Origin of the sequence: Ramlibacter sp. (genome assembly GCF_036383835.1) — a bacterium.
Taxonomy (GTDB): domain Bacteria; phylum Pseudomonadota; class Gammaproteobacteria; order Burkholderiales; family Burkholderiaceae_C; genus Ramlibacter.
Genome location: NZ_DASVNN010000017.1, coordinates 38,169 through 60,799 on the forward strand (window position 1 = coordinate 38,169; position 22,631 = coordinate 60,799).

Annotated in this window: 20 protein-coding genes; 10 read left to right on the forward strand and 10 right to left on the reverse strand. The window is 68.7% G+C overall.

Going from position 1 to position 22,631, the window contains the following annotated elements; all coding sequences use genetic code 11:
* The first annotated feature begins 3 nt into the window (after window positions 1-3).
* Window positions 4-1,128, forward strand: a complete 1,125-nt coding sequence (locus VF522_RS03330; protein ID WP_330906800.1) for an acyl-CoA dehydrogenase family protein — start codon at window positions 4-6, stop codon at window positions 1,126-1,128.
* Between the two features lie 115 nt (window positions 1,129-1,243).
* Entirely contained in the window at window positions 1,244-2,575 is a 1,332-nt protein-coding gene (locus VF522_RS03335) for an alpha/beta fold hydrolase (RefSeq protein WP_330906801.1), read from the forward strand.
* 109 nt (window positions 2,576-2,684) lie between these two features.
* On the opposite strand, the gene VF522_RS03340 is transcribed toward VF522_RS03335, so the two are convergent.
* Window positions 2,685-3,245: an HNH endonuclease gene (locus VF522_RS03340; protein WP_330906802.1), complete on the reverse strand. Its 561-nt coding sequence runs from the start codon at window positions 3,243-3,245 to the stop codon at window positions 2,685-2,687.
* Between the two features lie 153 nt (window positions 3,246-3,398).
* Between VF522_RS03340 and VF522_RS03345 the strand changes: the two genes are divergently transcribed.
* From VF522_RS03345 to VF522_RS03360, 4 genes are all read left to right on the forward strand, one after another.
* Complete coding sequence (locus VF522_RS03345; RefSeq protein ID WP_330906803.1) at window positions 3,399-4,409, forward strand: bifunctional riboflavin kinase/FAD synthetase; 1,011 nt, start codon at window positions 3,399-3,401, stop codon at window positions 4,407-4,409.
* A 124-nt stretch (window positions 4,410-4,533) separates the two neighbouring features.
* Window positions 4,534-7,398: an isoleucine--tRNA ligase gene (gene ileS, locus VF522_RS03350; protein WP_330906804.1), complete on the forward strand. Its 2,865-nt coding sequence runs from the start codon at window positions 4,534-4,536 to the stop codon at window positions 7,396-7,398.
* The gene (gene lspA, locus VF522_RS03355; protein ID WP_330906805.1) at window positions 7,398-7,913 is read left to right on the forward strand and encodes a signal peptidase II; all 516 of its coding nucleotides are present in this window, start codon (window positions 7,398-7,400) and stop codon (window positions 7,911-7,913) included. Before ileS ends, lspA begins: the two co-directional genes overlap by 1 nt.
* A gap of 92 nt (window positions 7,914-8,005) precedes the next feature.
* The gene (locus VF522_RS03360; RefSeq protein WP_330906806.1) at window positions 8,006-9,670 is read left to right on the forward strand and encodes a Na/Pi cotransporter family protein; all 1,665 of its coding nucleotides are present in this window, start codon (window positions 8,006-8,008) and stop codon (window positions 9,668-9,670) included.
* Between the two features lie 48 nt (window positions 9,671-9,718).
* Here the strand turns inward: VF522_RS03360 and VF522_RS03365 are convergent, their stop codons facing one another.
* The 7 genes from VF522_RS03365 to VF522_RS03395 form a co-directional block, all read right to left on the reverse strand.
* Window positions 9,719-10,150 carry a response regulator transcription factor gene (locus VF522_RS03365; protein WP_330906807.1) on the reverse strand — a complete coding sequence of 144 codons (432 nt, stop codon included), beginning with the start codon at window positions 10,148-10,150 and terminating at the stop codon, window positions 9,719-9,721.
* A 113-nt stretch (window positions 10,151-10,263) separates the two neighbouring features.
* Window positions 10,264-11,052 carry an alpha/beta fold hydrolase gene (locus VF522_RS03370; RefSeq protein WP_330906808.1) on the reverse strand — a complete coding sequence of 263 codons (789 nt, stop codon included), beginning with the start codon at window positions 11,050-11,052 and terminating at the stop codon, window positions 10,264-10,266.
* A complete protein-coding gene (locus VF522_RS03375) occupies window positions 11,049-12,152 on the reverse strand; it encodes an LLM class flavin-dependent oxidoreductase (RefSeq protein ID WP_330906809.1) in 1,104 nt (367 codons plus the stop codon). The genes VF522_RS03370 and VF522_RS03375 overlap by 4 nt, the downstream gene beginning before the upstream one ends.
* Window positions 12,149-13,258 carry a flavin reductase gene (locus VF522_RS03380; protein ID WP_330906810.1) on the reverse strand — a complete coding sequence of 370 codons (1,110 nt, stop codon included), beginning with the start codon at window positions 13,256-13,258 and terminating at the stop codon, window positions 12,149-12,151. The genes VF522_RS03375 and VF522_RS03380 overlap by 4 nt, the downstream gene beginning before the upstream one ends.
* A 7-nt stretch (window positions 13,259-13,265) precedes the next feature.
* Window positions 13,266-14,399, reverse strand: a complete 1,134-nt coding sequence (locus tag VF522_RS03385; protein ID WP_330906811.1) for an amidohydrolase family protein — start codon at window positions 14,397-14,399, stop codon at window positions 13,266-13,268.
* A gap of 51 nt (window positions 14,400-14,450) precedes the next feature.
* Window positions 14,451-15,494, reverse strand: a complete 1,044-nt coding sequence (locus VF522_RS03390; protein WP_330906812.1) for a GTP-binding protein — start codon at window positions 15,492-15,494, stop codon at window positions 14,451-14,453.
* 5 nt (window positions 15,495-15,499) lie between these two features.
* Window positions 15,500-16,747: a hypothetical protein gene (locus VF522_RS03395; RefSeq protein ID WP_330906813.1), complete on the reverse strand. Its 1,248-nt coding sequence runs from the start codon at window positions 16,745-16,747 to the stop codon at window positions 15,500-15,502.
* A gap of 192 nt (window positions 16,748-16,939) precedes the next feature.
* Here VF522_RS03395 and VF522_RS03400 point away from each other — a divergent pair, with 192 nt between their 5' ends.
* The 3 genes from VF522_RS03400 to VF522_RS03410 are packed head-to-tail and all read left to right on the forward strand — an operon-like array spanning window position 16,940 to window position 19,585.
* On the forward strand, window positions 16,940-17,860 hold the full coding sequence (locus VF522_RS03400; protein WP_330906814.1) for a tripartite tricarboxylate transporter substrate binding protein: 921 nt from the start codon (window positions 16,940-16,942) through the stop codon (window positions 17,858-17,860).
* A 16-nt stretch (window positions 17,861-17,876) separates the two neighbouring features.
* Window positions 17,877-18,608 carry a TetR/AcrR family transcriptional regulator gene (locus VF522_RS03405; protein ID WP_330906815.1) on the forward strand — a complete coding sequence of 244 codons (732 nt, stop codon included), beginning with the start codon at window positions 17,877-17,879 and terminating at the stop codon, window positions 18,606-18,608.
* Window positions 18,605-19,585, forward strand: coding sequence for an NAD(P)-dependent oxidoreductase (locus VF522_RS03410; RefSeq protein ID WP_330906816.1), 981 nt, complete (start codon window positions 18,605-18,607; stop codon window positions 19,583-19,585). The genes VF522_RS03405 and VF522_RS03410 overlap by 4 nt, the downstream gene beginning before the upstream one ends.
* A gap of 134 nt (window positions 19,586-19,719) precedes the next feature.
* Here VF522_RS03410 and VF522_RS03415 read toward each other — a convergent pair whose 3' ends face one another.
* Both VF522_RS03415 and VF522_RS03420 read right to left on the reverse strand, forming a co-directional pair.
* Window positions 19,720-20,505 carry an NUDIX hydrolase gene (locus VF522_RS03415; RefSeq protein WP_330906817.1) on the reverse strand — a complete coding sequence of 262 codons (786 nt, stop codon included), beginning with the start codon at window positions 20,503-20,505 and terminating at the stop codon, window positions 19,720-19,722.
* Window positions 20,502-21,485, reverse strand: coding sequence for a quinone oxidoreductase (locus VF522_RS03420; protein WP_330906818.1), 984 nt, complete (start codon window positions 21,483-21,485; stop codon window positions 20,502-20,504). The genes VF522_RS03415 and VF522_RS03420 overlap by 4 nt, the downstream gene beginning before the upstream one ends.
* A 101-nt stretch (window positions 21,486-21,586) precedes the next feature.
* On the opposite strand from VF522_RS03420, the gene VF522_RS03425 reads away from it, so the two are divergent.
* A complete protein-coding gene (locus tag VF522_RS03425) occupies window positions 21,587-22,486 on the forward strand; it encodes a DMT family transporter (protein ID WP_330906819.1) in 900 nt (299 codons plus the stop codon).
* Window positions 22,487-22,631 lie beyond the last annotated feature (145 nt).

A 22,631-nucleotide genomic window follows, 5' to 3' on the forward strand; every position in this document is an offset into this window, starting at 1 on the left:
GACATGGACTTCAACTTTTCCGACGACCAGGAACAGCTGCGCGACGCGGTGCGCAAGTGGGTGGACCGCAGCTACGGCTTCGAGCGCCGGCGCGGCATCACCAAGGCGGGCGGCTTCGATCGCGCGGCCTACGGTGAACTGGCGGAACTGGGGCTTGCGGGCCTCTACGTCGCCGAGGACCACGGCGGCATGAGCATGGGTCCGGTGGAGGCGATGGTGGCGCTGGAGGAACTCGGGCGCGGCATCGTGCTGGAGCCGCTGGCGCAGACACTGGTCGCGAGCGGTGTCCTCGGCGGCTATGCGCCCGACGCGGTGAAGCAGCTGTGGCTGCCGAAGATCGCGAGCGGCGAAGCGCTGGTGGTGCTCGCGCACCAGGAACGCAAGGCCCGCTACCGCCTCGACCAGGTCGAAACGCAGGCCACGCAGGCCACGCAGGCCGGCAACGGCTGGAAGGTGAGCGGCGACAAGAGCGTGGTGCCCGCGGGCGACCAGGCCGACGCCTTCCTCGTGCCGGCGCGCGCCGACGGCAAGATCGCGCTGTTCCTGGTCGAACGCCAGGCCCAGGGCGTCGCGACGCGCGGCTATCCCACGCTGGACGGCGGCCGCGCCGCCGAAGTGAGCCTGCGCGACGCGCCGGCGACGCTGGTCACGGCCGACGGCCTGCCGGCACTGGAGCACGCGGTGGACATCGGCATCGCCTGCACCTGCGCCGAAGCGGTGGGCGTGATCGACAGGACCATGCAGCTCACGGCCGAATACATGAACACGCGCAAGCAGTTCGGCGTGACGCTCGCCACCTTCCAGGCCCTGCGCCATCGCATGGCCGACATGAAGATGCAGCAGGAACTGGCCCGGTCCATGAGCTACTACGCCTCGCTGAAGCTCAATGCGCCGGCGGAGGAGCGCCGCCGCGCGATGTCGCGCGCGAAGTACCAGCTGGGCGTGTCCATGCGCTTCGTCGGCCAGAACTCGGTGCAGTTGCACGGCGGCATCGGCGTGACCGACGAATACGCGGGCAGCCACTACTTCAAGCGGCTGACGCAGCTGGAAATGAGCTTCGGCGATACGCTGCACCACCTGGGCGAGGTGTCGGAGAGGATGCAGGACACGGCGGGCGTCTTCGCCTGAATTTCCGTCACCCCCGCGTGAGGCGGGGGCCCGGAGAAGCGGCCACCGGCCGCTTTTTTGTGGAACGCCCTGGATCCCCGCCTGCGCGGGGATGACGACAAGAGGAGACCCGAGCATGACGAACCGCCGTGACTTTCTGGGCCTTTCGGGCAGCCTTCTGCTCAGCGCCTGCGCAACCACCCCCTCGATGACCGACACGCCTCCGATCGTCTTCGTCCACGGCAACGGCGACACCGCGGCCCTCTGGCAGACGACGATCTGGCGCTTCGAATCCAATGGCTGGCCGCGCGAGCGGCTGCATGCGATCGACCTGCCCTATCCGCTCGCGCGCGACGACGACGGCCGCCCGCAGCCGGGCCGCACTTCCAGCGCGGAGCACATGGCCTTCCTGAAGTCGGAGGTCGAAAAGGTGTTGCAGGCCACCGGCGCGCGCCAGGTGGTGCTGGTCGCCAATTCCCGCGGCGGCTATGCGGTGCGCAACTACATCCAGAACGGCGGCGGCGACCGCACCGTGAGCCACGCGATCCTCGGCGGCGTGCCGAACCACGGCGTGTGGCACGAGATGGCCGGCATGAACGCCGGCAGCGAGTTCGCCGGCGCGGGTCCCTTCCTGCGCGCGCTGAATGCGCCGAAGAACGCCAACGGCGACGAAGTGACCGGCCCGGTGAAGTGGCTCACGATCCGCTCCGACGGCAACGACAAGTACGCGCAGCCGGACGGCCTGTGGATCGGCAAGCGGGGCGTGCCCACCGGCGTGACCTTCGCCGGGCCCGAGCTGAAGGGCGCGACCAACGTGGTGATCCCGCGCGTGGACCACCGCGAGACCTCGTTCTCGCCGGCGGCCTTCGAGGCGACCTGGCGCTTCATCACGGGGCAGCCGCCCCGCACGCTGGCGATCGTGCCGGAGGAGCGCATCGTGCTCTCGGGCAAGGTCGGCGACCAGAACCTGCCGCTGCCGGGGGCGCGGCTGGACATCTTCGCAACGGACCCGGCGAGCGGCGAGCGCCGCGGCGGCGCGGTGCATGCGCAAGTCATCGGGGCCGACGGCCGCTGGGGACCGTTCCAGGCGCAGCCCGGCATGCCTTACGAGTTCGTCATCACGGCGCCCGGCTACGCGACGACGCACGTCTACCGCAGCGCCTTCCCGCGTTCCAGCAACGTGATCCACATGCGGCCGCAACGCATCGCCGAGGCGGACCGCAGCGCCCCGTCGCTGGTGATCCTGGACCGGCCGCGCGGCTACTTCGATCCGGGCCGGGACCGCATGGCGTTCGACGGGCAGACGCCGCCGCCGGGGGCGCTGCCGGGAGCCGGCGTGTCGAGCTCGCGCATCCGGCCGGCCGGCCCCTCACGTGCGGTCGTGGGCGAGTTCAACGGGGAGCGGGTCGTCGGGCGCAGCTGGCCGCTGGCCGAGGGGCATGTGGCCGTTCTCGAATTGACGTATTGACGTTGCCGTCATTCCCGCGAAGGCGGGAATCCAGCGCGTTCGAGTGCAAAGGCGGCCACTGGCCGCCTTCTTCGATGCCCTGGGTCCCCGCCTCCGCGGGGGTGACGGATCAACTATCGTGCAGCCGCGAATTCTTCGGCAGGTGCGCCATCAGGAACTCCATCTGGTCCGCCAGGATCCGGCGGTTGCGCAGGATGAAGTCTTCCCACAGGCTGGGGACGTAGGGCGTGTACAGCAGCGACATGCCCGCCTGCTCGGGCGTGCGGCTGCCCTTGCGGTGGTTGCAGGCCCGGCAGGCCGTCACCACGTTCATCCAGTGGTCCTTGCCGTTCTGGGCGAAGGGCACGATGTGCTCGCGGGTGAGCTCGTCCTCCTCGTGCAGTTCGCCGCAGTAGGCGCACACGTTGCGGTCGCGCGCGAACAGCTTGCCGTTGGTGAGGCCGGGCTTGAGGTCGAAGGGATTGATGTTCGGCACGCCCTTGGTGCCGATGATGCTGTTGACGGCGATGATCGACTGCTGGCCGCTGTGGGCGTTGAAGCCCCCGCGGAAAACGGCCACTTCCGCGCCTGCCTCCCAGCGAACCTGGTCGGCGGCATAGTGCAGGACGGCCTGCTCCAGCGAGATCCAAGACTGGGGCAGTCCCTGTGCGGACAGCTTCAGTACCTTCAAAACGCGCCTCCATTCAACGACGAACAGAACGATGCGCCTCCCGGCAGCGTGAGACACAATATACCGTGTTTTCGTGACCGGCTCATGGCAAGCCATGCGTCCGTTGGCCACGCCCAACGGCCACCCACTGCTATCAAAAAGATATCACCCGCGATGCAGATCCTGCGAGGCTTCCACCACCCCCAGATTGCCCGGGCGTGCGCGGTCACGATCGGCAATTTCGACGGGGTCCACCGCGGCCACCAGGCCATGCTGGCGCTGCTGAACAGCGAGGCCCGGCACCGCGGCGTCCCGAGCTGCGTGCTCACATTCGAGCCGCATCCCCGCGACTATTTCGCCTCGGTCCTGCGCAAGCCGGAACTGGCGCCGGCACGCATCGCCACCCTGCGCGACAAGCTCACCGAACTGCGCAAGTGCGGCGTCGACCAGTGCGTGATCCTGAAGTTCGACGCGCGCCTGTCGAGCCAGCAGCCCGAAGCCTTCATCACCGACGTGCTGGTGAAGGGCCTGGGCGCGAAGTACGTGCTGGTGGGCGACGATTTCCGCTTCGGCGCCAAGCGCGCCGGCGACTATTCCCTGCTGGATTCGTCCGGCAGCCGCCAGGGCTTCGACGTGGCCAGGATGAACAGCTACGAGGTGCACGGCCTGCGGGTGTCCAGCTCGGCGGTCCGGGAAGCGCTGGCCCGCGGCGACATGGCCGGCGCGGCCGCCCTGCTCGGCCGCCCGTACAGCATCAGCGGCCACGTCGTGCACGGGCGCAAGCTGGGACGCGACCTCGGATTCAACACGCTGAACCTGCGCTTCGCCCACTGGAAGCCGGCCGCCAGCGGCATCTTCGCCGTCATGGTCCACGGCCTGCCCGGCGGCCCGGTGGAGGGCGTCGCCAACCTCGGGATCCGGCCTTCGCTGGACCCGCGGGACGTCAACGGCGGCCGGGTGCTGCTGGAGACGCACTGCCTGCAATGGCCCGCCAGCCTCGGCGACGAGGGGGGCTACGGTAAAATCATCCGCGTGGAACTGCTGCACAAACTGCACGACGAGCTGCGCTACGACGGCCTCGATGCCCTGAAGGCGGGCATCGCGCGCGACGTCGAGGCCGCGCGCGCGTTCTTCGCGTCCACGCACGCCGAGACCCGGCGGCAGACCACGCGCGACCGAATTTAACGACCTTGTCCTTGCGGGCCGATCCCGGAGGGATCCTTCGAATCCTCCCGCAATCCACCCCCACGCGCGCCAGCGCGTGGATGCCGGGCCAGCCCCGGCAAGACGAGTTCGTGAAGGCTTCCCCATGACCGACAAGACCGATTACCGCGCCACCCTCAACCTGCCCGACACGCCGTTCCCGATGCGCGGGGACCTGCCCAGGCGCGAGCCGGGCTGGGTGAAGGAGTGGGAGGACCAGGGCCTGTACAAGCGCCTGCGCGTGGCGCGCGCCGGCCGCCAGAAGTTCATCCTGCACGACGGCCCGCCGTACGCCAACGGCCAGATCCACATGGGCCACGCGGTCAACAAGATCCTCAAGGACATGATCGTGAAGTCGCGCCAGCTCAAGGGGCTGGACGCCGCCTACATCCCCGGCTGGGACTGCCACGGGCTGCCGATCGAGAACGCGATCGAGAAGAAGTTCGGCCGCAACCTGCCGCGCGACGAGATGCAGGGCAAGAGCCGCGCCTTCGCCACCGAGCAGATCGACCTACAGCGCGCCGATTTCAAGCGCCTGGGCGTGCTGGGCGACTGGGACAACCCGTACCGCACGATGGACTTCGTGACGGAGGCCAACGAGATCCGCGCCTTCAAGCGCGTGATCGAGCGCGGCTTCGTCTACCGCGGCTTGAAGCCCGTGTACTGGTGCTTCGACTGCGGCTCCTCGCTGGCCGAGTTCGAGATCGAGTACGCCGACAAGAAATCGCAGACGCTCGACGTCGCGTTCCAGGCCGATGACGCGGCGAAGGTGTACGAAGCGTTTTCGCTCCCTCCCCCTCCGGGGGAGGGCGGGGGTGGGGGCGCTGCAGACATCTTCGCCGTCATCTGGACCACGACCGCCTGGACCATCCCGGCCAACCAGGCGCTGAACCTGAATCCCGAGATCGTCTACGCGCTGGTCGACACGCCGCGCGGCCGCCTGATCCTGGCCGAGGTGCTGGTGGAGAAGGCGCTCGCGCGCTACAAGCTGGAAGGCAAGGTGCTGGCCACCGCGCCGGGCAAGGACCTCGCCGGCCTGCAGTTCCGCCATCCGCTGTACGACGTGGACGCGGGCTTCCGGCGCCTGTCGCCGGTGCTGCTGGCCGAATACGCCACCGCCGAAGACGGCACCGGCATCGTGCACTCCTCGCCGGCCTACGGCCTCGACGACTTCAACAGCTGCGTCTCGCACGGCATGAAGTACGACGACATCCTGAACCCGGTGCAAGGCAATGGCTCCTACGCGCCGGACTTCGCGCTGTTCGGCGGCGAGAACATCTGGAAGGCCGTGCCGCACATCATCGACACGCTGGACAAGGCCGGCCGCCTGCTCACCACCGAAGGCATCGTCCACAGCTACCCGCACTGCTGGCGCCACAAGACGCCGGTGATCTATCGCGCGGCCGCCCAGTGGTTCATCCGCATGGACGAAGGCGAAGGCGTGTTCACGAAGGACAAGGCGCCCGACACCCTGCGCAACATGGCGCTGAAGGCGATCGAGGAAACCAGCTTCTTCCCGGAGAACGGCCAGGCGCGCCTGCGCGACATGATCGCCGGCCGGCCCGACTGGTGCATCAGCCGCCAGCGCAGCTGGGGCGTGCCCCTGCCCTTCTTCCTGCACAAGGACTCGGGCGACCTGCACCCGAAGACGATGGAGATCCTCGACCTCGCCGCCACCATGGTCGAATCGGGCGGCATCGAGGCCTGGAGCAAGGCGTCCACCGAGGAGATCCTCGCCAAGGTCGGCGCCGGCGCCGATGCGCCGCAGTACACCAAGAGCCAGGACATCCTGGAGGTCTGGTTCGACTCCGGCACCACGCACACCACGGTGCTCAAGGGCTCGCACGCGGGCGCCGCGCACGAGAACGGTCCCGAGGCGGACCTCTACCTCGAAGGCCACGACCAGCACCGCGGCTGGTTCCACAGCTCGCTGCTGACCGCCTGCGCGATGTACGGACGCGCGCCCTACCGCGGCCTGCTCACCCACGGCTTCACGGTGGACAGCAAGGGCATCAAGATGAGCAAGTCGCTCGGCAACGGCATCGAGCCGCAGCAGGTGAGCGGCAAGCTGGGCGCCGAGATCATCCGCCTGTGGGTGGCCGCTTCCGATTACTCGGGCGACATCGCCGGCGACGACAAGATCCTCGCCCGCGTGGTGGATGCCTACCGCCGCATCCGCAACACGCTGCGCTTCCTGCTCGCCAACATCAGCGACTTCGATCCGGCGAAGGACGCCGTGCCGCTGGCCCAGATGCTGGAGATCGACCGCTACGCGTTGTCGCGCGCGGCGCAGTTCCAGGCCGAGGTGCTGGCCCACTACGAGGTGTACGAGTTCCATCCCGTCGTGGCCAAGCTGCAGGTGTACTGCTCGGAAGACCTCGGTGCCTTCTACCTCGACGTCCTGAAGGACCGCCTGTACACCACCGCGCCCAAGTCGCTGGCCCGCCGCAGCGCGCAGACGGCGCTGTGGAACATCACGCATGCCATGCTGCGCTGGATGGCGCCCTTCCTCAGCTTCACCGCGGAGGAGGCGTGGAAGGTGTTCGGCAGCTCGCAGTCGATCTTCCTCGAGGAGTACGCCGAGATCGGCAGCCCCGACACGGAACTGCTGGCGAAGTGGGAGCGCATCCGCGCGGTCCGCGATGCCGCCAACAAGGAGATCGAGGCGGTGCGCGAGAAGGGCCAGGTGGGCTCATCGCTGCAGGCCAAGCTCGCGATCACCGCGCCGCCGGAGGACCATGCCTTGCTCGCCGGCCTGGGAGACGACTTGAAATTCATCTTCATCACTTCGGCCGTGACGCTGCAGCAGGGCGACGCCCTGGCGATCGAGGCGGTGCCGAGCGCGGACACCAAGTGCGACCGCTGCTGGCACTGGCGCGCCGACGTCGGCCAGGACCCGGCGCATCCCGCGCTCTGCGGCCGCTGCGTGAGCAACCTGTTCGGAGCCGGCGAAACCCGGGTGCACGCCTGATGTCGCGCGGCAACACGCTCACCATCGGGGGGTCCACCGCGGGCAGCCTGCTGCCCTGGCTGGCGCTGGCGCTGATCCTCGTGATCGTGGACCAGTTCACGAAAGTGCTGATCCTCGGTTACTACAAGCTGGGCGACTCGACCACCATCACGCCCTTCTTCAACATCGTGCGGGCCCACAACACCGGCGCGGCCTTCTCCTTCCTGGCCGGCGCCTCGGGCTGGCAGCGCTGGCTGTTCACCGGCATCGCGGTGACGGCCACGCTGTTCATCCTGTACCTGCTGCGCACGCACGCCGGCCAGAAGCTGTTCTCCTTCGCGCTCGCCTGCATCCTGGGCGGGGCCATCGGCAACGTGATCGACCGCGTGCTGCACGGCTACGTGGTGGATTTCCTGCAGGTGCACTGGCAGAACCGCTGGTACTTCCCGGCCTTCAACATCGCGGACGCCGCGATCACGATCGGCGCCGCCTGCCTGATCCTCGACGAGCTGCTGCGGGTGCGGCGCTCGAAGTAGGCCTTTCTCCCTCACCCAGTGGGGGAGGGAGCAACACTCCCGGTTCACGTTTACGCGGTCAACCGCGTCGCGGGCGTATCATTGTTTCAAACATGAAGCATCTGCTGAACCTGCTGGCGGCCGTGGCGCTGCTGGTCTGGGGCACGTATCTCGTTCGCACGGGCATCCTGCGGGTCTTCGGCGCCAACCTGCGCCATGTGCTCGCCCGCAGCATCTCCACCCGGCCCGCCGCGGCGACGGCCGGCCTCGGCGTGACGGCCCTGGTGCAGTCCAGTACCGCCACCGCGCTGATCGTCTCGTCCTTCGTGGGCCAGGGCCTGATCGCCCTGCCGACGGCGCTGGCCGTCATGCTCGGTGCCGACGTCGGCACCAGCCTGATGACGGTGGTGTTCTCCTTCGACCTCTCCTGGCTGTCGCCGCTGTTCATCTTCATCGGCGTGGTGCTGTTCATCACGCGCCAGGCCACGCCGGTGGGACGCTTCGGCCGCGTGCTGATCGGCCTGGGGCTGATGTTGCTGGCGCTACGGCTGGTCTCCGAATCCACCGGCATCATCGTGCAGTCGCCGGCGGTGAAAGCCCTGCTGCAGTCCCTCACCAGCGACATCCTGCTGGAGATCACGGTGGGCGCCATGCTGTCCGTCGTCGCCTACTCCAGCCTGGCGATCGTGCTGCTGACGGCCACGCTGGCCTCCTCCGGCGCGATCCCGCTCGACGTCGCACTGGGCCTCACGCTCGGCGCCAACCTGGGCAGCGGCCTGCTGGGCGTGGTGGCCACCGCCAAGTCCTCGGTGGAAGTGCGCCAGGTGCCCATGGGCAACCTGGTGTTCAAGTGCGCCGGCGTGCTGATGGCCGCGCCTTTCGTGGGCTTCTGGATCCACACCCTGCGGCCCTACCTGCCCGAGCCGTCGATGGTGGTCGTGCTGTACCACCTGGTCTTCAACGTGCTGATCGCGCTGATCTTCCTCGCCTTCACGCACGTCATCGCGCACTGGGTGGAGAACTGGCTGCCCAAGCCGGACAAGAGCCTGGTGGCGGGCCGGCCGCACCACCTCGACCCGTCCGCGCTGGCCACCCCGTCGCTGGCGATCTCCAACGCCGCGCGCGAGGCGCTGCACCAGGCCGACATCGTCGAGACCATGCTGATCGGCATGCTGCGCGTGATCAAGGACAACGACGTGCGGCTGTCGGAGGAGCTGCGCAAGATGGACGACACCGTCGACCAGCTCTACTCCGCCATCAAGTACTACCTCACCAAGATCTCGCGCGAGGCGCTGGGCGAGGAGGAAAGCCGCCGCTGGACCGACATCATCAGCTTCACGATCAACATGGAGCAGATCGGCGACATCATCGAGCGGATCCTGCAGGACATCGAGGACAAGAAGATCCGCAAGAACCGCAGCTTCTCCGATGCCGGCATGGCGGAGATCTGCGAGCTGCATGCGCGCCTGATCGACAACCTGCGCCTGGGCATGAGCGTGTTCCTCAACGGCTCGGTGCGCGACGCGCACAAGCTGCTGGAGGAGAAGGTGCGCTTCGGCGACCTCGAGCGCGCCTACGCCGGCACGCACCTGACGCGCCTGGCCGAGAACACGGTGCAGAGCATCGAGACCAGCTCGCTGCACCTGGACCTGATCAGCGACCTGAAGCGGATCAACTCGCACATCTGCTCGATCGCGTATCCGATCCTCGATTCGGCTGGCGCTCTCGCCCCGAGCCGGTTCCGGTCGCCGGACAGCCGTCAGGGCGCGTTGCTGTGACTTCCCGCAGGGCGGGGTGAGCGCGTAGCCGAACCCCGCCGGGGGCCGTCAAGCCGCAGGCTGGGCCGTCGACCCGAGGGTTGCCGGCGCGCCACTCGCGGCCTCCGCCACATCGGCGCCGCGCAGCTGCTTGCAATACTCCACCAGCGCTTCCAGCTCGGTCGACTTGTCGAAGAGTGCATCGGCCCCGAGCTGGCGGCAGCGCCAGCGCACGTCGGCCGAGGAATGGTTGCTCAGCACCACCACGCGCTGGCCGGGGCGCTTCTTGCGCACCGCCTGCAGCACGTTCATGCCGCTGCCCACCCGCAGGAACAGGTCGATGATGGCCACGTCCCAGTCGTTCTCGAGCAGCCAGCGCTTGGCGTCGTGCTCGTTGTCGGTGTGGCCCACGGGCTCGATTTGCGCGAGCTCCCGCAGGGTGTCGATCAGGTTGTCCCGCACCGTCGAGCTGTCGTCGACGATATAGGCGCGAAAGGTCATGGCAATGCTCCCGGCGACGGCCTTCGTTCGGTCCGTCCTGGGAAACGAATGTACGCAGCGTTCTCCCGCCCGACTGAGAGGCGCCAAGCCATGCCCATGTAGGAGAGGGCAACTCAGGCGCGGATACTGCGCACGAATGCGAGCCACGCCTCGGCGAAAGCCTCCGGGTGCTCCACCGCCGCCTGGTGCCCGGTGGGCAGCGAGACCAGCTTCGCACCGCGGACCAGCTCCGCGAGCTTCGCGGTGGCCGCGTGCGGGATCGCCTCGTCGAGCGTGCCGGCGATCACCAGCGTGGGCACCTGGATGAGGGGCAGCAGGTCCAGTTGCGCGAGATCGCGCACCGCCGACGCGCAGCCGATGTAGCCCTCGTTCGAGGTGTCCAGCAGGAGGCTGCGCATCCGCGCGGTCTCGCCAGGCATCGCGCGCTGGAAGACCGACGGGAACCAGCGGTCGATGGTCGCATCCGCCAGAGCCGACACGCCGCTGCGGCGGACCACCGCGATGCGCTCTTCCCAGGCCTGGCGGGCCGCCTGCGCGGCCCCGGTGTTGGCCAGCGTGAGCGACAGCAGGCGCTGCGCATGGCGGGCGCCCAGCTGCTGGCCGATCATGCCGCCCAGCGAAGTGCCGACGAAGTGCACGCGATCGACGCCCAGCGCATCGAGCAGCACCGGCACGTCGTCGGCGAGCTGCGCAAGCGTGTAGGGCGCGGGCGGCGCGCTGCTGCGGCCATGTCCGCGCAGGTCGTAGCGCAGCACGGAGAACTCGCGCGAGACCAGTTCCACCACGCGGTCCCACATGCGGTGGTCCGAGAGCAGGCCGTGCGCCAGCAGCACCGGGGGCGCGCCCGTGCGCCCCTCCTGCGTCCAGGCGATCTCGCGGTCCGGCAGGCGCAGGAGGTTCATCGCTTTCCTTCGGCCGCGATCGCGGCGTTCACCCGCGGCATCACCTCCTCGGCCATCAGCTGCATGGAGCGCTTGCCGAGCGCCGGGTCGACCCAGTCGTGGCAAGCATAGAGCAAGGTGCCGAAATCGCCCACCTGTTCGCGGAAGGTGAGGATCTGGTCGACGACGCCGTTCACGGTGCCGGCGATGACGAGCCGGTTGGTGACGTACTCGGGCGTGATCTCCGAATCGGGCTGCGCCTGGTCCAGCTTGAAGAGGTTGGAGCGGCCGGAGAAGCCCACCAGCTTGCGCACCAGCTGCTTGAAGTAGAAGTGGTACGGGCCTTCCGCGCTCTTGCCGTAACGCTGCGCCGTCTTGTCGTCGTCGGCGACGAAGATCGATTTGGCCACGCGCCATTCCGAGGGCGAAGCCTTCGCGCCGACGGCGTCGCGGCCCTCCACGTACTTGGGCCAGTGGGTCTTCACCCATTCCGGCAGCAGGAAGTTGGCCGAGATCGGCGTCCAGCCGCGCTTGGCCATCTCGGTGACGCCCTGCGAGAAGGGCGCGACGGCCGTGCCGACGATGGGCGGATGCGGCCGCTGGTACGGCCTGAGGATCGCGCCCTGCCCGATCTCGGGGATCGCCGTCTGCTGGGTCGACACCTTGAAGAACTCGCCCTGCAGGTCGTAAGGCGGCTCGCTCTCCCAGATCTTCAGCACCATGTCGATGCTCTCGACGAACATCGCGTTGCGGTTCTTCCGGTAGTTGCCGAACACCTCGGCGTCCGACATCAGCCCGCCCGGGCTGATGCCCAGGATGAAGCGGCCCTTGAGGATGTGGTCCAGCATCGCCACCTGCGCGGCGACGGCCGCCGGGTGGGTGTTGGGCATGTTGATCGTGCCGGTGCCCAGCACGATGTCCTTCGTGTCGTGCGCGAGCGAGGCCAGGAACATCAGGCACGAGGTCACGTTTTCGGAGAGGTCGGTGACATGCTCGCCGACGAAGGCCTCGGAGAAGCCCAGCTTGTCGGCCAGCAGGATGGCCTCGCGGTCCTCCGCCAGCGTTTCCGTCGCCACCCGCCTGGGCGGGTGCAGGGGCATCATGAAGCAGCCGAGTTTCATGGGTCGTTCTCCTGGGAATCGTTGGCAGCGACGGTGCTGCGTGCACCGAGGCGATGCGAGAGGGTCGCGGCGCATTGGCGCAGGCCGCCCACCAGCCGCCCGCCTTCGCCGAGGTCCAGGCGCTGCGTGTTGCCGATGGTGGTGAGCGCGAGCACCATGGCGCCCGAGGCATCGAACACCGGCACGCTGGCGGCGCTGATGCTGGTGCCGTACAGGTCGGCGAAGGCGTCGGTGCCGACCAGGCGCACGATGCCGGTGGCGCGGACCTGCGCCAGTTGCTGCTCGAGTTCCGCGGCGTCCAGTCCACGCGCGGCGGCGTCGTGCGCGAGCTCCGCCTCGACGAAGGGCGCCGTCGCTTCGCGCGGCAGCCAGGCCGCAAAGGCGAGGCCGGTCGCGGAGGTGAGCACCGGCAGCACGAGGCCGGTGCGCAGGTTGTCGCTGACCGGCTGGCTCGCTTCCTCCCAGCGCACGATGGTCGGCCCCTTGTTGCCCCAGACGCCGAGCCCCAGGGTCTCGTCCAGTTCGTCCGACAGTTCGACCAGGGCACGGGTCGCGAGCCGCACGGCTTTCAGGCGCGCGATGTTCGCGCCCGCACCGCTCGCGGCGTCGCCGAGATCGTGCGGCTGCGCGACCAGATAGCGGCCGCCGCCGAACACCAGCGGCTGCCGGCCGGTGCGCTCGATGCGGTCCACCTGCCCGAGGAACACGACGTGGTCGCCGCCCGGGAAGCTGTCGATGCGCCGGCATTCGAGCCAGGCGGAACACCCTTCGATCAGCGGCACGCCGCCGAGGCCGGGCCGCGTGGCGCAGCCGGCGAACTTGTCGGCGCTGCCGCGCGCGAAGCGGTTCGACACTTCCACCTGGTCGTCGGCCAGGATGTTCACCACGAAGCGCTCCGCCTCGCGGAACACCGGGTGGCTGGGCGCGGTGAGCGACTGGCTCCAGAGGATCAGCGGCGGATCCAGCGACACCGAGCTGAAGGAGTTCGCGGTGAGGCCCTGCGGCCTGCCGTCGCGGTCGAGCGTGGTGATCACGGTCACGCCGGTCACGAAGGCCCCGAGCACCTGGCGCAGGGCCCGGCTGTCGAAGGCGGCCTCGTGACCCATGGGCGCGCTAGCCCTTGATCTTCAGCAGCCGCGCCGCGTTGCCGCCCGTGACGAGGTCGCGATCGGCCTTGGGCAGGCGCTTGATGCGGGCGACCATGCCCAGCGGATCCTCGTCGCCCATGTCGTAGGGGTAGTCGGTACCCAGCACGACGTGGTCGGAGCCGAAGCGGTCGATCAGGCGCTTGAGCATCTCCGGGTCGTGCGTGATCGTATCGAAGTAGAACCTCTCGAGGTAGCTGGAAGGCGGCCGCTTGATCACCGTGCGGCAGTCGGGCCGCGCGCGCCAGGCGTGGTCCATGCGTGCCCAATAGTGCGCGACGAAGCCGCCGCCGTGCGCCACCAGCACCTTCAGCTTGGAGTGCCGCGCCATCACGCCGTCGAAGATCAGCGAGGACACCGCCAGCGTCGAATCCAGCGGGTTGCCGATCACGTTGTTGAAGTAGTGGTGCGTGAGGCGGTCCGCCTGCGTGTAGCCGAGCGGGTGCATGAAGACCAGGATGCCCAGCTCCGCGGCGCGGGCGAAGAACTTCTCCAGGCCCAGGCCCGGATCGGTCAGGTTCCTGCCGTTGACGTTGGTGCAGATCTCCACGCCGCGCAGGCCCAGTTCCTTCACCGCGTAATCGAGCTCGCGCACCGCCAGTTCGGCGTCCTGCAGGGGCACCGAGCCGAGGCCGACGAAGCGGTCCGGCGTGTCGGCCACCAGCTTGGCGATGCCTTCGTTCACCTCGCGCGCGAGCTGCGCGCCCGTATCGGGCTCGGTGAAATAGAAGAACTGGTAGGGCGCCGGACAGACCGCCTGCACGTCGACGCCCATGCGGTCCATGTCCTTCAGCCGCACCGCGATGTCCGTGAGCTTGGGCCCGCGCGTCGCCATCTGCTTCACGTTGGTTTCGCGCGTGAGCGCGTCCGCGAAGACCGCGGTGGGATCGTGCTGCGCGATGTTGAGATGCTTCGTCTTTCCGCTCACCACCGGGTTGAGGTAGTGGCAGTGCAGGTCGACCACCCTGGTCTTGCCGCTGCGGGAACGGGCGACCGTCCTGGACAACGTGGCCTTGGCCGAGGGCGCGCGCAGGTTCGCCGAGCGGGCGCGGCCGTGGTCATGACTGGGGTCGCTGCAGCCCGGCGAGCAGGTGTAGAGCATGGGGTTCCTTCGTTGTTGTTGATCGGATGATCACCTCTGGAGGCGGACTCGTCAAGGCGCCGCCGCCACCTGCGCCACCGCCTCCATCAGGTTGCGGATCGTGTGCGCCTCGATGTTGCGGGTGATGAACACCAGCCGCGTGCGCTGGTCCTCGCTCGGCCAGCGATCGAGGTCCACCGGCGGATGGAAGATGTGCTGGACGCCCTGCACCACCACCGGGCGGCCTTCCACGTTGACGATGCCTTTCACGCGCAGCAGGTCGGGGCCGCGCAGGGTGGTGAGCAGTTCCAGCGCGGCGGAAAAGCCGTTCCAGGTGAAGGGCCGGTCGAAGCGCAGCGACAACGTGCGGATCGAGGCGTCGTGCAGCTCGGGCCGGCGGGCCAGGCGCCGCTCGCCGCCGGAGCCCTCGCCCTCCAGCGGCTCGCCGAGGAAGCGCAGCGTGGCGGGACCGGCCTTGGCGCTCGCGAGCCCCAGGTCGACCAGCGACTGGGGGTCGACCTCGCCGTGCAGCACCAGCGCCACCGGCGCGCCCGGATTGATCTCCGCCACCGCCTGCCTGACCTGCTCCAGCGCCTCGGTGCTCGCGAGGTCCCCCTTGGTGATGAACACCTTGTCCGCCAGGGCGATCTGCTTGGCCGGCTCGGCGTGGTTCTTCAGTTGCGTCGCCGCGTTGACGGCATCGACCAGCGTCACCAGGCCATCGAGCCGGAAATGGGCCGCCACCAGCGTGTCGCTGGCGAGCGTCTGCAGCACCGGCGCGGGATCGGCCAGGCCGGTGGTCTCGATGACCACGCGATCGAAATCGGCCACCTCGCCCACCCGCCGGCGCGCGAACAGGTCGCGCAGGGTCTCCTGCAGGTCGGTGCGCACCGAGCAGCAGATGCAGCCGTTGGCGAGCAGCGCGATGTTCTCCGAGGACATCGCCACGATGTCGTGGTCGATGCCGATCTCGCCGACCTCGTTGATCACGACGGCCACCCGGTTCATCGCCGGGTGCCGCACCAGTTTCGAAACGAGCGTGGTCTTGCCGCTGCCCAGGAAGCCGGTGATGAGCGTGACCGGCAGCTTGCCGGCCAGCGGGTCGCGGCCGCTCATGGCGTTCAGATGTTCAGCTCCAGCACGTAGAGGCCGCCGGTGAAACGGTCCACCGTGTAGACGATGCGGCGTTCGTCGACGTACACGTCGTTCAGCTGGATGGCGCCGGCCGGCGAGAGCCGCGGCGCGCCCGGCACGAAGTAGGCGATCTCCTCCACCCGGTAGGGATCGCTGGTGTCGTAGACCCGCACGCCGGCGTTGAAGAAGGTGCCGACGATGATGCTGTCGGAGCGGAAGGACGCCGGCCCCGGCAGGTTCTCGTGCATGTTGTGCGCGCCGAAGCGGCCGCCGCGCTTGGCGAAGGCCTCGTAAGGCGGCGCCGGGAAGGTTCCGATCGGCACTGGATTCGCTTCGTTCCGGGCGTCGATCACCCACACCAGCTTGGGCCAGTCGGCCCCCTCGTCCAGCACGCATTCGTCGCTCACGATCCAGAGCTTGCGGTCGAACAGCGGCAGCACCGTGTGGGTGAAGCCGTTGAAAGGCGGCGACGGGTTCCACTGCGACACCACCTTGATGTCCGAGTGGTCGGCGATGTCCAGCACGAAGGCGCCGCCGTCGATGTAGCCGACGTACGCGCGGTCCGGCCGCTCGGGGAACACGTTGGTGTTGTGGGCGCGAAAGCCCATGTCGAATTTCTTCGCCAGGCGCGGCGGCGCCGGCGCCTCGTCGCCCTCGCGCGTGCCGGAATACCACCAGCGGCCGGTTTCCACCGGCCTGGCGGGATTCGACACGTCGAGGATGCGGTAGAACTGGTCGTCCAGCGGATTGCGCGGCTGGAAGTCGGGCGCGCCCGCGGCCATGTGGATGGTCTTGCCATCGACGAACCACAGGGCGTGCACCCCGCGCGAATGCGGGCCCGAGCAGTCGAAGTGCGAGATCCGCTTCGGGCTTTCGGGCTTGCTCACGTCGAAGAGATCGACACCCGCCGGCGTGATGCCCACGCTGCTCGCCTGGTAGGCCACCGCCAGAATGTCGCCCACGAGGTCGAGCGAGTTGGAGCGCAGCTTCATGTGCGGCAGCTCGGTCTGCACGATGAGCTTCGGGTTGCGCGGATCGGTGACGTCCACCCCGGAGAAGTTCTTGGGCGCCGCCTCGTGCGCCAGCCAGAGGATGCGCCGTCCGTCGCCGGTGACCTGCATCGCCATCCCTTCGCCGAGCCCGCCGTAGCCTTCCAGCTCATGGTGGGCCAGCAGCTTCATGTTGAGCGACAGCGTCTGGTCGGCGCGGGCGGCGGGGGAGGCAGTCCGGTTCATGCGGGAAAGTACGGAAGTGCTTGTTTAGCAACTGATAATAGATTGGATCGGGAAGCGACGCCACGCCGTGTTTTCCCGGGCGCGGCCCGCACGAAGCCCCACCCAAGGAGTCACCCGATGAGACATGCCTTCCCTTCCCGCAGGGACGTTCAGCGTTTTCTCCTGGCTTGCGCGTGCGCATGCGCGGGCCTCGTGCCCTTCGCGGCCCATGCGCAGAAATTCCCCGACCGCCCCGTGCGGCTGGTGGTGACGTATCCCGCCGGCGGCAGCTCCGACCTGATGGCCCGCATCATGGGCCAGAAGCTCAGCGAACTCTGGGGCCAGCCCGTGGTGATCGAGAGCAAGCCCGGCGCCGCCGGCTCGATCGGCATGGAGTACACCGCGCGGCAAACCGCCGACGGCTACACCTTCGTCGTCGGCAACTTGGGCCCGGTCGCGGTGAATCCGCTGATCAGCAAGGTCCCGTACCACATGGACAAGGACTTCATCCCGGTGGCGCTCACCGCGACCGGCCCGAACATCCTGGTGGTGCCGGCGAACTCGCCGTACAGGAACCTCAACGACATCCTGGCCGCGGCGCGCGCCAAGCCGGGCGCCGTGAGCTTCGGCACCAGCGGCCCCGGCAGCATGGCCCACCTGGGCGGCGAGATGATCATGCGCCAGGCGAAGATCAAGATGAACGGCATCAACTACAAGGGCGGCGGCCAGGCGGTGAACGACCTGCTCGCCGGCCACATCGACATGATGGTGGCCGACGCCTTGCCGGTGTCGCAGCACATCAAGGTCAACAAGTTGCGGCCCATCGCGATCACCAGCGGGGAGCGTTCGAAGAATTTCCCCGACGTCCCGACCTTCGCGGAAGCCGGCCTTGCGGGCATCGTCGCCGAGAACTGGTGGGGCGTGTTCGTGCCCGCGGGCACGCCGAAGGCGATCGTCGACAGCTACCATAGCGCCCTCGTCAAGGTGATGGCCGATCCCGACCTGAAGGCGAAATTCGCCGACCTCGGCGTCGACGCGCGCGCCAGCTCGCAGGAGGAATTCAAGTCCTTCCTCGCGGCAGAGATCGCCAAGTATTCCAAGCTCGTCTCCGACAACAACATCAAGGGCGAGTGAACCTCCATACAGACTGATGCCAGGAAGCAGGACCCCGAAGCGCGCCGCCGGCGAGCGCCCCGTCAAGTTGCGGCTCGCCCCCGGCGACCGCGAACGCCAGATCCTCGACGGGGCGATCGCCTATTTCTCGGAGGTCGGTTTCTCCGGCCAGACCCGCGAGCTCGCGAAGCGGCTGGGCATCACCCAGCCGCTGCTTTACCGCTATTTCCCCAACAAGCAGGCGCTGGTGGAGCGCGTGTACCAGACGGTCTTCGAGGGCCGCTGGGATCCCGCGTGGATCCCGCTGCTGAAGGACCGCGCGGTGCCGCTGCGCGATCGCCTCGTCGAGTTCTACCGGCAGTACGCGGAAGCGACCTATCGTCCCGAGTGGATCCGCATCTACATGTACGCCGGCCTGTCGGATCCGACGCTGAACCGCCGCTACATCCAGCTGGTGCGCCGGCAGCTGCTGCCGGTGTACTGCCGCGAACTGCGCAACGCCTGCGGCCTGCCCGACACCGATGCCGAGGTGGTGGAGGAGGAAATGGAATTCGTCTGGAGCCTCCACGGCGGCATCTTCTACATGGCCATGCGCGAGCACGTCTACAAGACCAAGATCAACGTGGACTTCCTCGTGCAGGTCGGCTTCGCCGTCGACAATTTCCTGGCCGGCGCGAAGACCACCTACCCGCAACTGCTCGCGCGCTTCCAGCCGGAGGCGCTGGGGCGCGCCCGGCCCGCGCGTGCATCCCGAACGAAATCAGCATGACGAACAACACGAGCAAGATCGCGCCGATCCGCACCCGGCCGAAGGCGCCTGCCGCACCGGTGGCGGTGGGCATGGTGGGCCTGGGCATCATGGGGTCGGCGATGTCGGCCAACCTGGTGAAGTCCGGCTTCACCGTGTACGGCTGCGATCCGCTGGCCAAGGCCCGCGCGAAGCTCACGAAGGCCGGCGGCCAGGCCTGTGCCAACGCCACGGAGGTGGCGCGGCAGTGCCGCTTCATCGTGCTGTCGCTGCCCGGCGAGGACGCGCTCGACGCCGTCTGCGACGAACTGATCGCCGCCGGCCAGAAGAAGCTCGTCGTCGCCGAGACCAGCACGCTGCCCGAGGCGGCCAAGCTGCGGGCGCAGACCAGGCTCGCGAAGCATGGCATCACCCTGCTCGATTGCCCGCTGTCCGGCACCGGCGCGCAGGCGGTCAAGCGCGACCTCGCGGTGTACGCGAGCGGCGATGCGCAGGCGATCCAGGCCTTCGCGCCCGTGTTCGAGGGCTTCGCCCGCGTGCGCTACGACGTCGGCGGCTTCGGCAACGGCATGCGCATGAAGCTGGTGGCCAACCTGCTGGTGGCGATCCACAACCTGTCGACGGCGGAAGCCCTGCTGATGGGCGTGCGCTCGGGCCTCGATGCGGCGACCGTGGTGAAAGTGGTGGCCGACGGCGCCGGCGGCTCGCGCATGTTCCAGGTGCGCGGCCCCGTGATGGTCGATCGCAGCTGGGACCAGGCCACGATGAAGGTGTCGACCTGGCAGAAGGACATGCGGCTGATCTTCGACGCGCTGCAGAAGAGCGACACCCCCGCGCCGCTGTTCGCCACCTGCCTGCCGATCTACAACGCCGCGATGGCGCTGGGACATGGCGGCGACGACACGGCGGCGGTGTATTCGGTGCTGGAGCACATGATGGGCGGCGCGCCGAAGGCGAAGAAGAAGCGCGCGGCGGCGCGTTCCGTGTCGGCGGGTTGATGCCGCGAAGCTGGGGTTGCACCCCAGCCTGCGAATAGACAAGGCCCGGGCCCTGCGCAGGTCGGGGTGAGCCCGCAGGCGAACCCCGACGCTCCCCGTAGGCTGGGGTGCAACCCCAGCGCCACGCGAAGCGCTCACCCCCCGAACGCCGCCAGCAGGATCACCGCCGCATCGACGGTGAAGAGATCATCCTCCAGCCTCCGCGTCACTTCGTCCGCATCCAGGCACGCAAACTCCGCCACTTCCCCATCCTGGTTCCGCGGCTCCACGCCCTCCGCGAGCCGGCACGCGTACCAGACGAGCTCCTGCACCGAATAACCATGCGGCACTTCCGCCAGCGGCCGCCGCAGGAACACGCTGCCGCCCTGCCGCAGTTCCAGCAGCTGCTCGCGCCGCAAGCCCGCCTCCTCCCAGCTCTCGCGTTCCAGCGCGACGTCCAGCGGCTCCGACACCGGCACCATGCCGCCCACCACGGTGTCCCACAACCCCGGGTCGCTCGGCTTGTCGAAGGCGCGCTGCTGCACCCAGTGCCGGCCGCGGCCGTCGAGCGCGACCAGGTGCACGGCCTGGGTGGGGATGCCGAGCGGCCGCACCACGGCGCGCTCGACGCTGCCGAGGACCGCGCCGGCCTCGTCGCGGAGCGCGATCTGCTCATCGCGCCAGACGCTCGCGACACCGCGATCGCGCATGGCCTGCGCGATGCGCTCCATGGAAGCGGTGAGCTCGCCCTGCACATGCCAGCCCTGCGCATCCAGCCGCGCCAGTGTCTCCGGCAGCGCGGCGCGGACGAACACCTCCGGCTCCAGCGAGCCGATGCGCCGTCCCTGCCACCACAGCGGCACCCGCGGCCGCAGCGGCGGCCGGTCGGCCTCGGCGCGCAGCCGCGCGCGGAAGGCCGCCGAGGGCGCGAGCCGCGTCACACCGTGAGGATGGTGCTGCCGGTGGTCTTGCGCGCTTCCAGCGCCTCGTGCGCGTCGCGCACCTTCGCCAGCGGGAACTTCTGGTCGATGCGGATCTGCACCTTGCCGCTGGTGACGGCGGCGAACAGGTCGTCCGCCATCTCCTGGTTGGCCTCGCGCGTGGCGATGTGCGAGAACAGGGTCTGGCGCGTGACGTACAGCGAGCCCTTGTTGCCCAGCACCAGCGGCGCGAAAGGCTGCACCGGGCCCGAGGAATTGCCGAAGCTCGCCATCAGGCCGAAGGGCGCCAGGCAGTCCAGCGACTTGTCCCAGGTGTCCTTGCCCACCGAGTCGTACACCACCTTGACGCCCTTGCCGCCGGTGATCTCCTTCACGCGCGGCAGGAAGTCTTCCTTGCTGTAGTTGATCATGTGCGCGGCGCCCAGCGACTTGGCGAGCTGGCACTTCTCGTCGCTGCCCGCGGTGCCGATCAACTGCAGGCCCATGGCCTTGGCCCACTGCGTCGCGATCAGGCCGACGCCGCCGGCCGCGGCGTGGAACAGCACGAAGTCGCCCGGCTTCAGGCCGCCCTGCGGCTGCGTGCGCTTCAGGAGGTACTGCGCGGTCAGGCCCTTGAGCATCATCGCCGCGCCGGTCTCGAAGCCGATCGCGTCGGGCAGCTTCACCACGTTCTTCGCGGGCATCACGCGCGCCTCGGAATAGGAGCCGGGCGGATGGCTGGCATAGGCGGCGCGGTCGCCGGCCTCCAGGTGCGTGACGCCCTGGCCGACCGCTTCGACGATGCCCGCGCCTTCCATACCCAGCGTGAGGGGCATGGGCAGCTTGTACAGGCCGGTGCGCTGGTAGACGTCGATGAAGTTGAGGCCGGCGGCATGGTGGCGGATGCGGATCTCGCCGGGGCCGGGTTGCCCCACCTCCACGTCCACCAGTTCCATCTGCTCGGGGCCGCCGTTCTGGCGAATGACAACTGCCTTGCTCATGTGAGTCTCCTGTGTCGGCTAGGGATGGCGCGCATCCTGCCACGATTCCGTCAGCGCCGCCTCAGTAGGCACAAGGCCCGTCCGCTACAGTGGCCGACTCCATGAACCAGCGCCTCACCCTGCCCACCGCCGCCCTGCTCACGCTGCCGCCCGTGCTGTGGGCCGGCAATGCGGTGGTCGGACGGCTGGTCGCGCCGCTGGTGCCGCCGATCACGCTCAATTTCCTGCGCTGGGCGCTGGCCTTCGTGTTCCTGTTGCCGTTCGCGTGGCGGCTGCTGCGCGGCGACAGCCCGATCTGGGCGCGCTGGCGGCGCTATGCGGTGCTGGGGCTGCTGGGCGTCGGGTGCTACAACGCGCTGCAGTACATGGCGGTGAAGACCTCCACGCCGATCAACGTGACGCTGGTGGCTTCCAGCATGCCGGTGTTCATGCTGGCGCTGGGCGCCGGCTTCTTCGGGCAGCGCATTACGCGCCGGCAGGTGGCGGGCGCGCTGCTGTCCATCGCGGGCGTGCTGGTGGTGCTGTCGCAAGGCGAGCTGCGGCACCTGGCGGAGGTGCGTTTCGTGCCCGGCGATGTCTACATGCTGGTGGCGACCGCGTTCTGGGCGCTCTACAGCTGGCTGCTGACGCAGCCGAAGGACCCGCCCGAAGTGCGGTCCGACTGGGCCGGCTTCCTGATGGCGCAGCTGGTGCCGGGCGTCGTGTGGTCCGGATTGTTCGCGGCGACGGAAACCGCGCTCGGCACGCAGGCGATCGTGTGGGGGCCGGCGCTGTTCGCGGCGCTGCTCTACGTCGCGATCGGCCCCGCGCTGGTGGCCTACCGCTGCTGGGGCCTCGGCGTGCAGCGCGTCGGGCCCAACATCGCCGGCTTCTTCTCCAACCTCACGCCGCTGTTCGCGGCGATGTTCTCGGCGGCCTTCCTCGGCGAGGCCCCGCGGGCATTCCATGCGCTCGCCTTCCTCCTCATCGTGGGAGGGATCGTGGTGAGTTCGCGCAGGTGAGCGGACGGTGGGCAAGCAAGCTTGCCCACCTGTTTGGACCGGGGACATGGGTAACGGGTGTGCGAGGACATAGGTAACACCCTGGGCTCAAGTATCCACAGGCTTGTGGCGCAGGTCCAAGCGGCCGAAGCGTTGGTGGCAAAAA